The sequence below is a fragment of the Methanomicrobium sp. genome, from assembly GCF_055145805.1.
On record NZ_JBSREC010000014.1, the window covers coordinates 1 to 15290 of the forward strand.

17 protein-coding genes are annotated in these 15290 nt (G+C 40.6%); 14 read left to right on the plus strand and 3 right to left on the minus strand.

The window, feature by feature from the left end:
- The coding region (nrdD, locus tag ACTB1O_RS00905) for an anaerobic ribonucleoside-triphosphate reductase (protein WP_462993275.1) at nt 1-166 on the plus strand (166 nt) is incomplete at its 5' end.
- Nucleotides 163-1077, plus strand: a complete 915-nt coding sequence (locus tag ACTB1O_RS00910) for an adenosylcobinamide amidohydrolase (protein WP_462993260.1) — start codon at nt 163-165, stop codon at nt 1075-1077. The genes nrdD and ACTB1O_RS00910, both read left to right, overlap by 4 nt.
- 52 nt (nt 1078-1129) lie before the next feature.
- On the opposite strand, the gene ACTB1O_RS00915 is transcribed toward ACTB1O_RS00910, so the two are convergent.
- A complete protein-coding gene (locus ACTB1O_RS00915) occupies nt 1130-1321 on the minus strand; it encodes a DUF1858 domain-containing protein (protein ID WP_462993261.1) in 192 nt (63 codons plus the stop codon).
- A 283-nt stretch (nt 1322-1604) separates the two neighbouring features.
- Between ACTB1O_RS00915 and ACTB1O_RS00920 the strand changes: the two genes are divergently transcribed.
- The 5 genes from ACTB1O_RS00920 to ACTB1O_RS00940 all read left to right on the plus strand — a co-directional run bounded on the left by ACTB1O_RS00920 (nt 1605) and on the right by ACTB1O_RS00940 (nt 6808).
- Entirely contained in the window at nt 1605-2855 is a 1251-nt protein-coding gene (locus ACTB1O_RS00920) for a nucleotide-binding protein (RefSeq protein ID WP_462993262.1), read from the plus strand.
- Entirely contained in the window at nt 2855-3442 is a 588-nt protein-coding gene (locus ACTB1O_RS00925) for a nucleic acid-binding protein (protein WP_462993263.1), read from the plus strand. Before ACTB1O_RS00920 ends, ACTB1O_RS00925 begins: the two co-directional genes overlap by 1 nt.
- A 229-nt stretch (nt 3443-3671) precedes the next feature.
- Nucleotides 3672-4121: a hypothetical protein gene (locus ACTB1O_RS00930; RefSeq protein ID WP_462993264.1), complete on the plus strand. Its 450-nt coding sequence runs from the start codon at nt 3672-3674 to the stop codon at nt 4119-4121.
- A 166-nt stretch (nt 4122-4287) separates the two neighbouring features.
- Nucleotides 4288-6309 carry a methyl-accepting chemotaxis protein gene (locus ACTB1O_RS00935; protein ID WP_462993265.1) on the plus strand — a complete coding sequence of 674 codons (2022 nt, stop codon included), beginning with the start codon at nt 4288-4290 and terminating at the stop codon, nt 6307-6309.
- Nucleotides 6310-6331: 22 nt separating this feature from the next.
- Nucleotides 6332-6808, plus strand: coding sequence for a chemotaxis protein CheW (locus tag ACTB1O_RS00940; RefSeq protein ID WP_462993266.1), 477 nt, complete (start codon nt 6332-6334; stop codon nt 6806-6808).
- 10 nt (nt 6809-6818) lie between these two features.
- Here the strand turns inward: ACTB1O_RS00940 and ACTB1O_RS00945 are convergent, their stop codons facing one another.
- Together ACTB1O_RS00945 and ACTB1O_RS00950 are read right to left on the minus strand one after the other, a co-directional pair.
- Entirely contained in the window at nt 6819-7937 is a 1119-nt protein-coding gene (locus tag ACTB1O_RS00945) for a cation:proton antiporter (RefSeq protein WP_462993267.1), read from the minus strand.
- Nucleotides 7934-8419 (minus strand): cation:proton antiporter regulatory subunit, encoded by a 486-nt coding sequence (locus ACTB1O_RS00950; RefSeq protein ID WP_462993268.1) that lies wholly within the window; start codon nt 8417-8419, stop codon nt 7934-7936. The genes ACTB1O_RS00945 and ACTB1O_RS00950 overlap by 4 nt, the downstream gene beginning before the upstream one ends.
- Before the next feature lie 270 nt (nt 8420-8689).
- Between ACTB1O_RS00950 and ACTB1O_RS00955 the strand changes: the two genes are divergently transcribed.
- From ACTB1O_RS00955 to ACTB1O_RS00985, 7 genes are all read left to right on the plus strand, one after another.
- Entirely contained in the window at nt 8690-9391 is a 702-nt protein-coding gene (locus ACTB1O_RS00955) for a hypothetical protein (protein WP_462993269.1), read from the plus strand.
- A 3-nt stretch (nt 9392-9394) separates the two neighbouring features.
- Nucleotides 9395-9616 (plus strand): hypothetical protein, encoded by a 222-nt coding sequence (locus ACTB1O_RS00960; RefSeq protein WP_462993270.1) that lies wholly within the window; start codon nt 9395-9397, stop codon nt 9614-9616.
- Between the two features lie 294 nt (nt 9617-9910).
- On the plus strand, nt 9911-11815 hold the full coding sequence (locus ACTB1O_RS00965) for a PAS domain S-box protein (protein ID WP_462993276.1): 1905 nt from the start codon (nt 9911-9913) through the stop codon (nt 11813-11815).
- Between the two features lie 9 nt (nt 11816-11824).
- Nucleotides 11825-12478 (plus strand): DUF7090 family protein, encoded by a 654-nt coding sequence (locus tag ACTB1O_RS00970; protein WP_462993271.1) that lies wholly within the window; start codon nt 11825-11827, stop codon nt 12476-12478.
- Nucleotides 12479-12659: 181 nt separating this feature from the next.
- Entirely contained in the window at nt 12660-13052 is a 393-nt protein-coding gene (locus ACTB1O_RS00975; protein WP_462993272.1) for a protease inhibitor I42 family protein, read from the plus strand.
- Nucleotides 13053-13186: 134 nt separating this feature from the next.
- A complete protein-coding gene (locus ACTB1O_RS00980; protein ID WP_462993273.1) occupies nt 13187-14581 on the plus strand; it encodes an MFS transporter in 1395 nt (464 codons plus the stop codon).
- Nucleotides 14582-15019: 438 nt separating this feature from the next.
- Nucleotides 15020-15290 (plus strand): hypothetical protein (locus ACTB1O_RS00985; RefSeq protein WP_462993274.1); only part of this gene is annotated, 271 nt, incomplete at its 3' end.

The window sequence follows — 15290 nt, forward strand, 5'->3', positions numbered from 1 at the left end:
AAAAATTGAATACTGTCCTCTGTGCGGCCAGCCAATCTGTCCCGACTGCGGTTCACACGATGTATCCCAGGTCTCAAGAGTGACAGGATATCTTGCCGATGTTGCCGGATGGAACCAGGGCAAACAGCAGGAATTAAAAGATCGTGCACACTACAACGTAGCATGAGATATAACATCCGCAAAAATACTCTTTTTATCAGGGGCTCATTTAAAGCCGCCAGCACAGGCATAAAAGGCGGAATTTCAGATATTACAACAGTTCTGAATCATACCGTACCCCGCAGTTTCAGTCATGAAAATCCGGGAGAGTATCTTGGAAATCTCATAAAAGAAGAGGGTTATGACGATGATTTTTTCGGCATGTTAACTGCCGTTAAAATTAAAAATCTCTGTGTCCTCTCATATGATTATATAACAGTCTTTATCACAGCCGGTGTCTCAAACCCGAATCCAAAAGGTCCCAATACTATCAATATAATCATTCATTCAAGAGAAACCCTTTCAGACGGCGCCCTTCTTGAAATGATAATAACCGCAACAGAGGCCAAGGCAGAAGCCCTTCGTTCTATGGGTTACGACTTTACAGGAACCACAACCGACGAAGTCGCTGTCCTTTTTGACAGAGAAGATGCACAAAGGGAAAATGAAACAGTGCATGAATATGCAGGAACTCTGACTGATGCAGGCAGTAAAGTCTATGCCTGCGTAAAAAACGGTGTTCCCGAGGCAATAAAACGTCATGAAGAAATAATCCCTGTAAAAGAGCCGTCATTTTTTATATTTACCACAAAGGACGGAGTTAAAATGAATCTGTGGGAGAAGAAAGGCTGTCCCTACTATCCCTGCCATTTCAAAGGGCAGAACTGCGACCTTTGTTACTGTCCTTTCTACCCGTGCCTCGATGAAACCCTTGGTGACAGGGTTATGACATCATCAGGAAAAGAGGTCTGGTCATGCAAAAGATGCCTTATCAATCATTATCCGGAGACTGTAAGGTACATAAAGAATAATCCGGATGCAGAACTTTCAGAATTAAAAAAATATGCATCAGATCTTGATCTTAAACTGACGGAATAAAACCCGGGGTTTTAAGTCTTAAAAAATGTTTAATTTTTCTTTTTTGTTTTGTTTAGTGTTCAATTCCAAGTGCGTCAAGGAGCTCTTCCAAAGGAATGCCGTGACCTGCCGCTGCCTGCCTGATTGATTCACCGCTTGCAAGGGCGCAGCCTACGCATCCCATACCAAAGCGCATTAATATCTCTGCTGATTTTGGATTTTCCTGAAGTAATTCTGTTAACGGACTATCTGCTGTCAATACCATAGTAATCAGTGTACGCATTTAAGGTACTTATAAAATTCTAAAAAGACGTTCATGAAGCAAACGCTTCATGCACTGTCTGATGAAAAATTATGAAGTGATTTTCATAAAAGACGTTCATGAAGCAAATGCTTCATGCACTGTCTGAAAAAAATTACGAAGTGATTTTTAGAAAAGACGATTCCATTTTCTTAAAAACACATCAATAAAAATTTCACTTTCAGGATGCACGGTAATAAAAATATATAGTCTAAAAGTGCTGAGTACTGATCGGAGATGTGAAAAAATGGACATTGATCCTCAGGTAACAGAAAGAATCTCCCGGAAATTAGAAGAAAAAGGCGCTGTTGTCGACAGCGTAAGAATAGAATCTAAACTGAATCTGCTTGTATCAGACTTCGGAATTCCGGTTGAAGAGGCTGAAAGAACAGTGACTAACGAGTTCATACGTGAACTTAAACTTACCAACACGGGAACCAGCAAAGATAATCCCGAAGTCGTAAAGATAGCGGATTCAAATCCGGGAGACTGGGTGACAGTTGAAGGAAAAGTGGTCTCGCTGTCAACCCCACCGTCGCCGTCAATGGCACAGTCAGGTATAATCTCTGACGATTCCGGTGCTATAAGATTTGTCGTATGGGAGAAGGCAAACGCTCCCCTGCTTGAAGAGAATAAGTGGTACAGACTTGAATCTGCTACTGTGAATGAGTACCGCGGTTCTCCAAGCATGAAGGTTCATTCAGGAACGACAATAACCCAGATCGACGAGGACAGACCTCTTATGCCTGTTTTAGTCTCACTATCAGAGATAAAGCCGGGTGTTGCATCTGTACATGTCAAAATTGTTCAGGACTGGGAACCGCGCCATGAGAGAATGTTTCAGACAGGCATTCTCGGCGATGAATCTGCGACGGCAAAATATGTTACATGGAAGGATGACAATAACCAGAGACTCGATGAAGGAAAGGTCTACAACATCTACTATGCGGGCGTTGATGAATACCAGGGAAGAATGTCCTTAAATCTTACAGGCGCCATGATCCTGGAGGATGAAGACGGAGATATCGAAGTATCAGGCGGCAAAACCACAATTACAGGCCCCATTATCCATCTTGGCCCTGGATCAGGTCTCATCAAAAGATGTCCTGTTGACGGGTGCAACCGTGTATTAAACAGGCAGAATTTCTGCCCGATCCACGAAATTCAGGATAAATTCAGATACGATTTAAGGATCACAGGAGTTTTGGACGACGGAAATGCAGCCACAAATATCCTGATCCAGAGAGAAGAGGCGGAAAAAATAACAGGAATCAGCCTTGAAAAAGCAATTGAGATGGCAGAGAACAACCCTCTCGGGCTCGAAGATGTATTCCTGAGAATGCAGGACGTATTAATCGGCAGATATTTTGAATGCCGCGGAAATGACATGGAAGGAACACTTCTTGTTAAAAACTGCCAGCCTGTCTCATTTGATTCGGAAAAACATACGGCACTAATCAACCGGGCATCCGAACAAAAAGAAGGAGTTGATCTTTAATGGCACCTAACACCAGCGACCGGAACAGCCAGAGAAGATATGTCCGTGAGCCTGCAAAACATGTTTTTGCATCCGAACTCCGTGAGACAAGACTTCAGTTCAAGGACGGAGAAGACGAAAAAAGCCCGGTATTTGTTATGCTCCCCACAGGAGAGAGATCCAACAGGATATTTTTCTGCGGGCAGATGACACAAAAAGAACGCAAAGGTGATGAAAATCCCTTCTACACAGCACGTGTATCCGATCCGACAGGGCTTTTCTTCATAAATGCCGGAAGCTACCAGCAGGAAGCAATGCTTAAAATTTCACAGATAGAACAGGGTGCATACGTCTCGGTTGTGGGAAAGCCGATTGTACGCGAGACTCCTGACGGTGCAGTATTTGTCTCGGTAAGAGTTGAAAATATTTCTGAAACAGACATGGAGACAACCAAACTCTGGATTGACGATGCTGCAGAATCCACCCTTAACCGTCTTGATGCATTCGGACAGACAGAGGATTCAATAAAGGCCGGTGAATTCTACAATACAGACAAAAATGTATTCAGAAAAATGGTCTATGATGCCCTTGTAAGAACAGAAATCTAAAAAAGCAAAAAAGCACAGACTTCAGGCCATAAAATTCCCTGAGTCTCTTTTTAGCTTTCCCCCTGATTTAAAAATAATACCCTTTTTAAGATTTAAAATAAAAAGAATCTCTAATATAATATTAAAATCTGAGTGATAAAGATATAGAAAAACTAAATTCAAAAAAGAAAGAGAGTATTCTTTCTAAAAAACCCTGTTAATAGCAGATAAAAATCAGAGATGTACCGGGATGTCTTCAAAGCGTGATATAGAAGAGAAAAAAAAAGCACTTGCGAAATACCTCGGGGTATCACCTGATAAAATAACTTTGTCAAACGGCACTCTTTACTCATTTAAGGCATTTTATCACGGGCCCAACAGGGCATACCTGATTCTAACAGACATTGAAGCGAATGTTGCTGCAAGACGGGCAATAAAATCCCGCATGTGGCTTATTTCCCTTGAATCAATATTCTCATACTTCGACATTGACTCATATCCGGCAGATGCCCTCGATAAAATCCCGCATGAGGAGATAAGAAAAATAAACGCAGAGATAACAAAGCTTCTTGAGAAGACATGCGGAACGGAAATCCTTGCCGAGAAGATGCTTAAACTTGGAAACAGAGCCAATATACTTGCAGACTACGATCAAAAGGAAAGAATCCACGAGGATTTTTTTATATACAGATTGTTTTGAGACATTACTCTTTTACAAAAAAATCGATAAGTTTTAACTTTAAAAAAAGCATGACATTTAAAAAAAAAGAAATTCTTTTTATACAGGTATAATCAGATTTACCACTAACAGCACAGATGAGTGTTATATTTTTTCTTTCTGAAAAAATCTATAAAAAAAAGGAGATATGGTGGATAAAATGAGTGTCAGAACAATTACAAAAATCCTTAAAAGAGCACTTGAAGGTGACTACTCGGTAAGAGTAGATACTGAGGAAACAGAGGAAGAATTCAGAGATCTTGCAGATGCAGTAAACACAGCAATAGAATTCGTTGTGGATTCAAAAAAGACATGCGATAATGTCCAGATGATGATCCAGCAGAATCCTGTTCCTATGCTGCTTCTTGACAGGAGCTTCATGCCGGTCGATGTCAACATTGCATACGAGAAGATGATGGGCGATGACAGGGATAAGATTCTGAGGATGCAGGCAACTGAATACAAAGTCAAAATGCTTGACGGCAAAGGTGCCGACGAACTTTTTTCAAGTGGAAAAAAGACATCCTGCACGCTGGAATTTGAATTTAAAGACGGCAGGAAGATTATTACAGAACAGCAGGGAGTTCCATTAAAAGATGAAAACGGAAATATCGAGATGGCTCTCTTTGCATTCAATGATGTAACAAAACAAAAAGAGGAAGAAGACGAGATCCAAAAGCAGCTTGCAAAAAATAAGGCCCTCCAGGAAAGATCCGAGATAATCGTCCAGGAAAACCCGATGCCGATTATACTCTGCGATAAAAGTTTCAATATCAGAGTTGTAAACCCGTCATATGCAGATCTTTCCGGTATAAATATGGAAAAACTTCTTACAATGAGTCTTCGCGACTTTGAAGTTATTAGTACAGAAGGAGATGGTTTAAAGCATGTCTTTGAGACGAAATCCAGAAGCCACGGCATTGTTACGGTGAAATTCCCCAAGGGAATTCGTGTTGTTGAGCAGTATGGAATTCCAATAATGAACCCAAAGGGAGAGATTGGAAGCGTTCTCATCGTCTATAATGACATAACCGAAGTCAGGAACAAACAGAAAGAAGTCGAGGCTTTAATGGATGAAGCGCAGAAGAAAGCCGCGATTCTTGAGGAAAGCACTGAAGAAGTGGCAAGAGGCATACATGCCTTAAAAGACGGTGACTTCACTGTACAGCTGGAAATAATGGATGAAGACCCGTTAAAATCCTTAAAAGAGGACTACAACAACGCGATAAGCGAGAGCAGACTTCTCTTCGCGGATGCAGTTGAGGGTATGAACACCATTCAGAATAATATGAGTGACGCTGCAAGCGGTTCAAATGAGATTGCAAAGGCAGCCGAACAGGTCGCAATAGGAAGCCAGAAATCTGCCGAGCTGTCAAGAACACTCCAGCTGCAGATTGAAAACATCACGCGTTCAATATCTGATCTCTCTGCATCAAATGAGGAGATTGCAAGCACCTCACAGGAAGTTTTGGACCAGGCCGTGAATGTATCCGGAATGGGCAAGGATGCACAGAATCTCGGAGTTGAGGCCACTGAAAGGATGACATCAGTTGCAGACATCACAAAAGAGAGTGTAACCGAGATGGAGGACTTAAACAAACAGCTTCTTGAGATCAACAATGTCCTAAAGCTCATAAACGACATCACAAATCAGATAAACATGCTCGCCCTCAATGCCGCAATCGAAGCTGCACGTGCAGGAGAACACGGACGCGGCTTTGCAGTTGTTGCAGGAGAGGTCAAAAACCTTGCAACAGAGGCAAGAAATGCAACCGGACAGATTGATAATGTAATTTCCGGAATTCAGAAGACCAGCGAAAAGACAGCCAGTTCAATAAAGTCTGCCAACACTCAGGTTGTTTCCGGTGTGGGAAGTGTAAATGCCGCAATTGAGTCATTAAACAAGATAGTTGCCGGTGCGGAGCAGGTATCCGTCAATATGAGCGAGATTGCAAGGGCTATAGAGGATCAGGCAAACATTACAAACAACATAGTCAGCGACTCGGAAAAGAGCAATGACATAACACTAAAGACACAGAATGAAATTGAGGAACTTGCCGCACTCTCCGAAGAGACCAGTGCTTCTGTTGAGGAGATCAACAGCGCAATCCACGAAGTAACAACACTCTCAGAAGATCTGAGTAAATCACTGAGCCATCTGAAAGTATGATGTTTGGGAGGTTACAGGCAAAATGGCATTAATTGATGTTGTTGAATTTGATATAGGCAATGAGCGTTATGCACTGGATATAACTCTGACAAGAGAGATTGTGGAGATGGTGCCAATAACCCCTATACCAAGGGCACAGCCGCACATCGCAGGCATAATCAACCTCAGAGGGGAGATCACAAATATAATCAACCTTAACCAGATTCTGGGTCTTCCCGATGAAACAGACAGAAACAATCAGAAGATAATAGTCCTTGTTCCGGATGCTGCTGACGGCTCAAACACCGGAATAATAGTAGATGATGTCCATGCAGTCCTTCAGATATCAGAAAACGAGGTAGAATCAATAAAGGGACCTCTCTCAAGCGAAGCCTATGTCAAGGGAATTATCAAAATAGGAGACAAGGAAACCTCAGAGACCAGCGATGAAAAAAGGCTTATAGTCTGGCTTGATGTAGGCCAGATTCTTCAGGACATTCTTACATCCACAAAACCTTAAAAACTTTATTTTATATCTTTTTATGCCCTGATAAACGGACATATGCTCTTTTAATATTCTTTGAATATCGTCCCATAATCCCGCCTGCAAACGAGGTGACAAGAACCATAACAGCTACTGTTCCGGCTATCATGGGGGAGCCGTAGCCTGCTATTGCAATCGAAAACTCTCCCCTTGCTGTAGTCTCGGACCAGATCTCAATTCCGGAAAGATAATTGTTGTGTATCTTCTTTCCGATTATCATCCCGGATATGAGTTTACTGAACAGTGCTATTAAGGATATCCCGATTACAGGCAGAATATCAATTCCGCCTCTTAAATCAACAGATATTCCAAAGAATACGAAGAACAGTATCAGGAAAACATCCCGGAAAGGCATCGCATGCCTCTCAAGTGCCTCCGGACTTGTGACTGAAAGTGCAGAACCAAGGGCAATAGCAGTCAGTGTCTCAGGTATGCCCAGAAGGGTGGATATTCCTGCAACGGCTATAACAAGGGTGAAGGTAAAAAGAAGAGGGATCTCATCATCCCTCTCCAAAAGTGCCTTAATCTGTTTTTTAAAGGTGTATATGAGAATGAAAAATCCGGCGATTACAGCAAATGCTGTTCCCAGAGTCCTGGCCGGATTTTCACCGGATGCCGAGAAGAAGACGATTATGAACAATAAAACAATATCCTCAAAGACCATCAGCCACAGGATAGTTTCTGATTCAGGATTTGCAAGTTTCCTGTTCTCAATTAAAGATGCGACAGCAATTGCGGAACTGCTTATGTAAAATGCACATGCTATGACAACCGCATCAGCTATTGGAAAGCCAAGCATTACTGATCCGAAAAAGCCTATCAGGATATTTACTCCGAAATCAATAATTCCGATTACAAAAAAGGAGTCTTTCTTCCCCATGAGCTCTGAAGGCTTTATTTCCAGCCCCATTGTGAACAGAAGAAATATAAGACCCAGAGTTGTTAAAAAATCGGAGATCTCACTTGTCTGTACAATACCAAGCCCTGTGGTGCCAAGGATTATCCCGCCAAGCATATACATGGGAATTGGCGGAAAATTGAACTTCCGGGATATTAATGCAAAAACCAGGCATACCACAAGTGCCAGGGCTATGCCTTCCATCATGGTTTGATGTATGCCTCTTCAAATCTTTTCAGCTGTTCAGAATCACCGATTACAAGCAAAGAATCACCTGTTTTAAAGCAGTAATCTATTGGAGGATTTACTATACTCTGACCCTCCCTGTTTACGGCAACAACGGTTGAACCTGTATTTGAACGCACCCGAAGCTCTGATAAGCACTTTCCGGCAGTCGAATCCCCCAGCTTATAGGTATGAACTTTTATTGAGAGATCTGAAAGAGCCGAAAATACAACACTAATCTCCTCCTCTTCTGCCTCAAAAACAGCACCTGTAAGCACATTTCCTATTCTCCTCGCTTCCATCGGATTAAACTCTGCAGACGCGGTGTCAGAACCACCTTTTGATGAAATATATACCTGAACCCCGCCTTTTTCCATATAGATCATTGACACCTTATCGCCGCTCTCGGTGTCCATTTCATATTTTGTTCCTATACCAGGAAGGTCACGTGACGAAAATCCCATTAAAGGAATCATATGGCTCTGTCGGGTTATTTACATTTTGGTATCCGTAAAAAAAATGAATTCCCTAAACTTAAGATGGCCGGATTTTTCATCTGCCTTATAGCAGCAATCACAGGTCACCAGATTTAACAAATATGCAGAATAGAATAGATATAATACAATATTTCTCCGGCAATCCCGGACTTTGGATAAGGGTTGGATTGTTTAAAGCCATAAATCAAAAAAAAGATTTTGGTAAAAATATGTGCACAACAAATTTATGAGGACAATATGAAGGATAAAATTCTAAAAGCAGCTGATATTGCAGGTCTTACAGGAATAACAGAAGAAGAGGTAAAAAGAATCTCAAAGGAGTTTTCAAAGGCCATACCTTCAAGAGACCTGGGAAAAGTGAAGATATACGAGGAAAAAGCGGCAGGAATTATTTCAGGCATCTCTGATCTCACAAGAAAAGGTCTTTCCAATGATGAGATTATGACTGCTATTGGCGGCGTAATTACAAAAAAAAGCACAAAGGACAAAGTATCAGAGAAAATAAAACAAAGCCCGGTATCAGTTGATAATAAATCAAAAAAAGCGGGTGACAAGGTTATTGATACTGCAGAAAAAGCTGTAAACCAGGTCATTAAAAAGACAGCCGCTGTCAGAAATTTTGATTTGGATAAATTCGCCACACTTGAACTTCGACTTTCTAAAATTACAACCAGACTTGAGATACTCGAAAAACAGGTATCAGAGAACAAAAAAGAGTCAGAAAAAGATATTGAGGATTTAAGGGAGATGATTCTTACACTTGATAAGAAGTTGTCAGTAACATCAGAATGGACAGATTACTTTGAAAAATCCTTAGATGAATATAAGACATCACAGGATACTATAAACGAGAATTTCCGGGAATGGATTGATTATACAGATAATGAGATAGATTCTCTTAAGCAGCCGTGGTGGAAACGAAATAAAAAATCAGGTTAAATAATGACAGAAGATAATTATCCGGCAGAACAGGGAAGAGAGTGGAAGTCATATACAATGAGAACAATAGATGCGGCCCTTACTCCGGGAACTCTTCAAAATGCGGTTTTAATTACCGCAGCAGCCTTTGCATTAAGAAAACACAGAGTTCATCTGATGGCAGCATCAGTGGCAATCTCTAATGCATCAGAACTCTGGAATAAAAGATGCAACCGCGGGCAATAACTAAGAATAAGATGATCTTCATTCAGCAAAAACACAGATTTCAACCTTAAAAAAATATTTACACATGAACTCAATATTTTTGACTTTTCTTCTTTTTTGCCGGGACAAAATTTAAAAATTCCTAAAACTGTTTATCCTGCAAAAATTAACTATAAAAAGCAGGGATGCTTTTATGCTATACACAGTACTTATCAATAATAAGGAAGTGGGAATATAAATCAGCGAAACCGGATTTCTGAAACGGATAATGCTGAAGACACATCGCAGCAATACGAAGGTTGGACAGGCAGTATCATCCATGAATCTCCTATACCCCAGTTTGTTATCAACAATAACCACAGGATTATCTGCTGGAATAAAGCTCTTGAAAAATACTCCGGGATAAAAGCAGAAGATGTTATAGGAACAGATCAGCACTGGAAGGCGTTCTATCCTGAAAAACGCCCCTGTATGGCTGATCTGCTGGCTGACGGACAGACTGATCTGATTTCGGAGATGTATCGTGGAAAATATTCAAAATCCGCACTTATTAAGGATGCATACGAGGCAACCGATTTTTTTCCGGAGATGGGAGAATCAGGAGTCTGGCTTAAGTTTACTGCATCTCTTCTGACTGACAAAACAGGCAAAATGAAAGGCGTCCTTGAGACACTCCAGGATGTAACCAAAAGTAAACAGGCTGAAGCTGCATTGCAGGAGAGTGAGGAGAAATACCGTAGTCTTGTTGAGAATGTAAATGACGTGATCTTAACGATAGATCTGACAGGCATAATCACATACATAAGTCCGGTTATCAAAAAGCTGTATGGATATTCACCAGAAGAAATTGAAGGAAACCATTTTTCCTGTTTTGTTGATCAGGATGATCTTAAGATAGCCTCAGACGGATTCAAAGAGAGAACAGGAGGAAATTTGGAAGCAAATATCTTCAGAATCATTGACAAAAACGGTCAGGAAAGATATGTGCGGACATCCCAGACACCCCGGATAAAGGATAACAAAACAACAGGGTTCAACTATGTAATGACTGACATTACAGAAAACAGGCGGATTGAAGAAGCTGTAAGGGCTGCTGTCAGATTAAACAATCTGATGGATGACATGTCAGTCAGCGACTGTATAAGCTTCACTCTCGATGAGGCCGAACAATTAACCACAAGCAAAGCCAGTTTTTTTCATTTCGTCAATCCGGATGAGAAGACTATTCAGATGGGAAATTGTCTCGCAGAAAACAGTACACACTGCTACTTAAACAGGCCGGAGCATTATTATCCGGTTGAAACAGCCGGTGCCCGGGCGGACTGCCTGCTTGAGCAAAAACCTGTTATTAAAAACAATTTTCCCGACATTTCCGGCAGCAAAACCCTCAAAAAAGACAGTTTCCTGTTGAAAAGAGAACTTGCAGTTCCTATATTTGATCAAAATAAGACTGTTGCCATAATTGGTGTAGCCAACAAAACATCCGGTTATAATGAGAATGATGTAAACATTCTGAACCTGCTTGCAGAGAATACATGGACACTTATCCGGCGCAAGCGGATGGAAGAATCACTCAAAGAGAGTGACAACAGATTCGGAGAACTCTTCAACTCAACAAAAAACGGAGTTATAATTTACAGGGCTTTTGATGAAGGTGCTGACTTTATAATCGTTGATTTCAACCATAGTGCAGAGATAATTGAAAAAATTACAAAAGAAGAAGTTATTGGCAAACCCGTCACCGAAATTTTCCCGAATATTAAGGAATTTGGACTTTTAAAGGTTTTCCAGGATGTCTGGCGCACGGGAAAGTCTGAAAATCACCCGGTATCACTTTACAAAGACAGTCGTATTGCAAGCTGGCGGGAGAATTATGTCTACCGTCTTCCTTCAGGAGATATAGTCGATGTCTATGAAGATGTTTCAGAAAGCAGACAGGCCGAAGAAGACCTGCGGGAGAGTGAGGAGAAAAGTCTGATATACATTAAAGAAGCTGCAATGCGGCTTAAAAATCCAATAGAAGTTGTTCAGCATAACATCTCCTCAACTATTATGGATATTGAATCAGGGGATTATGAACCTGAAGAAATCATACCACAGTTGCAGCTCCAGATTAAAAATATGGAGCAGATTCAGCGAAATATTATTGAACTAAATCAGGCAATAATAGGAAATTATAAGTTTATCTCCCCTGCATCAAAAAAATACCTCACAGAATAGGTTTTAGAGATGACATTTACATTCACTGATCAGGATGAAAGCCAGTTATACCTCATCCTGTCATCAGCTGAGACCCTTCGCAATAAAAATACCGACATTATAAGGGCAGCTATTGATAGTGATCATTATGTTATTGTAGTTACAACAAATCAGCTCTACGGGATTTTACAAAAAAATTATACAAAAAAAGAGATCCCGTTGGAAAAAATTTATTTTATTGATGCAGTAACAAAATATGCCAGCGGCACCGATCCAAAACCGTCCGATAACTGCATATTTATCAGCAACCCGGGGAATCTGACCGATATAGGTGTTGCAATCACAGAATCCCTTAAGAATTATGAAGGAAAAAAGACCTGCCTGATATTTGATTCTATCAATTCATCACTCATTTATGTCTCTTCACAGAATATTACCAAATTTATTCACTTTGTTTCCAGCAAATTACGAATGCTCGAAATTTCCGGGATATTTCTTGCGGTTGAAAAAGGACTGGATCCGGATATTCTCACAAAACTGACAATGTTTGTAGATGTCGTAATTGACACTGATCTGGATTCTGCAAATATTGATATGAGATTTGCAGAGGATACTCATGCAGAACTTGAAATTTTGCCTTCTCCTCCGGATTCAGATAACTCCAGGTCAGGGAGAAGTAAGTAATAATAAGATAATAAATCAGCCGGAGTTATCTAATCTTTTTAAGGAAATTTTCAAAAGGCCGGATGAATTCACCTGATTTTTTATTTTGGCCGGTTATAACTTTATAAATAGCTAAATTAAGGGGATTTTATTAATAATAGTTAAGTGAAAATATATTTTAGAAACCTAATCGGAGGAAAAAATGAAAAAATTAACATTTATTGCACTGGCATCACTTCTCCTTGCCTGCATTGCATTTGCAGGATGCACAGGGACATGCTGGAGCATGTTCTATCCGGAAGATAACGGTGCAACAAAAGAAATTAACCAGGGATGCACGATTTATATAGAACTCCCTGAAAACCCCACTACAGGATACTCATGGGAGATGGACACCGGCGGTCTCACACTTGTAAGTGATGAATACATTGCTGATTCAAAAACCGAAGGGATGATGGGCGCAGGCGGAATTCACAAATGGGAGCTTTTAGCTGATAATAAAGGTACATACCAGATAAAAGGGATATACAAACGCCCGTGGGAAGAGACAACTCCTGATGATGATACATGGACTGTGACAGTCAGTGTTGTATAAACTAATAATACTAAAAACTTTTTTTCTGAATTATTTTTCAGGTAATTCCTAATAAGCATACAGCATAATTATATGCTGTTATTCTGATTTGAGCGTTTTTTTAGCGAAAATCCAAACCTGAGAACATCCCTGTTATGCAGCTTAATATCACGGAAAATAATTACTTTCGGCTCGCCCTCCCTCTGTTTTCGGCATGTATAGTAATACCTATGTTCTCCGAGTCCATGCTTGTCGCAGCCCTTCCGCAGATAGAGCATGAATTTGCGACATCAGGCATCTTTGAAGCATGGGTTTTACCTGTCGTTTTAATGGTGGGTGCGGCTTTGTGTCCGTTTTTCGGAACGCTCGGGGATGCTTACGGGCGGAAAAAAGTGCTTTCATTCTGCCTTTTTGTTTATGCAGCAGGTGTGATTGCGACAGGCTTTTCATGGGATATATGGTCGCTTCTGTTTTTCAGGGCAGTTCAGGGTGTCGGGATTGCAGCAATTCCAATCGCCTTTGCAATAATTGCAGAGCAGTTTCCGCCGAAAAAAGTTCCGCTGGGAATCGGCATTCTTGCGGCATCATACGGTGTCGGAACGATGACAGGCATTTTTGTGGGTTCATATATCATCAATTACTGGGGATGGAGATGGACTTACTATACCTTAATTCCGGTTGTAATCCTTCATCTAATCCTTGTAATCCTTATTGTTCATAAGTCGGATGAGATATTAAAAAAGGAGATTGACTGGATGGGAGCGGTTATTCTGCTTTCATCAATGTTCTTTTTGATGCTGACAATAACAGAAGGGTACCGGTCAGGACTGCTCTCTGCAACTGTATTGATATATGCCGCCATGACAGTATTTCTTGGATTTCTCTTTATCCAAATCGAAAAAAAAGCAAAAATGCCTTCAATAGACCTAACCCTTATGAGAAGGCCGGTTATCATAATCCTCTCCGTTACTGCATTTTTAGTAAACTGCATGACATTTCTCTACATCCAGAGCCTGCCGTTTATCATCCAGTCTCCCTCCGGACTGTTTTTAGAGGAGAGGTTTGTCGGCCTTATTATGGTAGGGGGTTCTATTGCGGATATGATTGCAAGCCCTCTTTCGAGTTTCTGGATGCAGAAAAAAGGTTTTTTGTTTCCGGTCTATTCAGGATCAACATGCATGCTGCTTGCACCGGTTGTCTTCTTTATAATGCCGCTCTCTGTTCTCTCACTATCCCTGGTATGGGTACTGTTCAGTGTCGGAATGGCAGTCGTCTCAACTGCATATCTTATAAAGATAATAAATTCCGTTCCTGAAAACAGAACGGCAGGTGCAACCGGACTTTTGCACAGCAGTATAAACATCGGGGGGATGACAGGCCCGATTTTCGCCGGAATTATCCTTGCGACATTCTCCTCACAGTTTTTGATAGGAGGGGAATTGTGGTTATTCCCGGACTCACAGGCATTTTCATGGATCTTTGCAGCGGGGGCTTTGATGTCTGTTGCAGTTTTTGTCCTTTGTTACAGGGCGTTAAAAGAAAAAGATTGAAGATTTTTTTTAATTGTCTTAAAAAAACGATGAAAAATTCCACTCCCTAAAAAAATCAAACATAAAATTAAACCACCAGGCATATTTCAACAAAATTCTTTAAAAAAACTCTATCTAATCTGACATTGCCATAATTTCTAAAAAACAGTTTTTCCTGACAACGTTTTTAAAAAAGATTGTTTTTGATAGAGTATTCTTCCATAAGTTACGGATAAAACCGGTAAATTAAGAATACTATAATATATATTGAAAAGAAAAGTGAATCTATTATTAATTATTATAGTTCGTATCAGAATTATTATATGATGACTGGAGAAGATTTTCCTGTGGCGGAAAATAAAAAATTAGTGTTACGGGTTGAAAAGGGAGCTAAAAAAAGATGTTTTATTTTGTAAATTTTATGTATTCAGATGGTTGTGTCTGTAAAGTGAGGTACTTATGATTAAAGAAAAAAGACTGAAATGGATCTGCTTAATTGCCCTGGCTTTACTGATTTCAGCTATCTTTCTGGTAATGCCGGTATCTGCGTCCACGGCAGTAATCTCAGGATCTGTAACTGCCGCTGATCTTCGTGAGGCCAATATAGTTGCAGGTGGAAAAACCATATTCATTACCCTGACAGGTACAACCTGGTTTGCAGCAGACAGTGCGGGGACTTTTTACAACGACGCACGGGCACTGACACTAATACAAAATCTTACACCGGGAG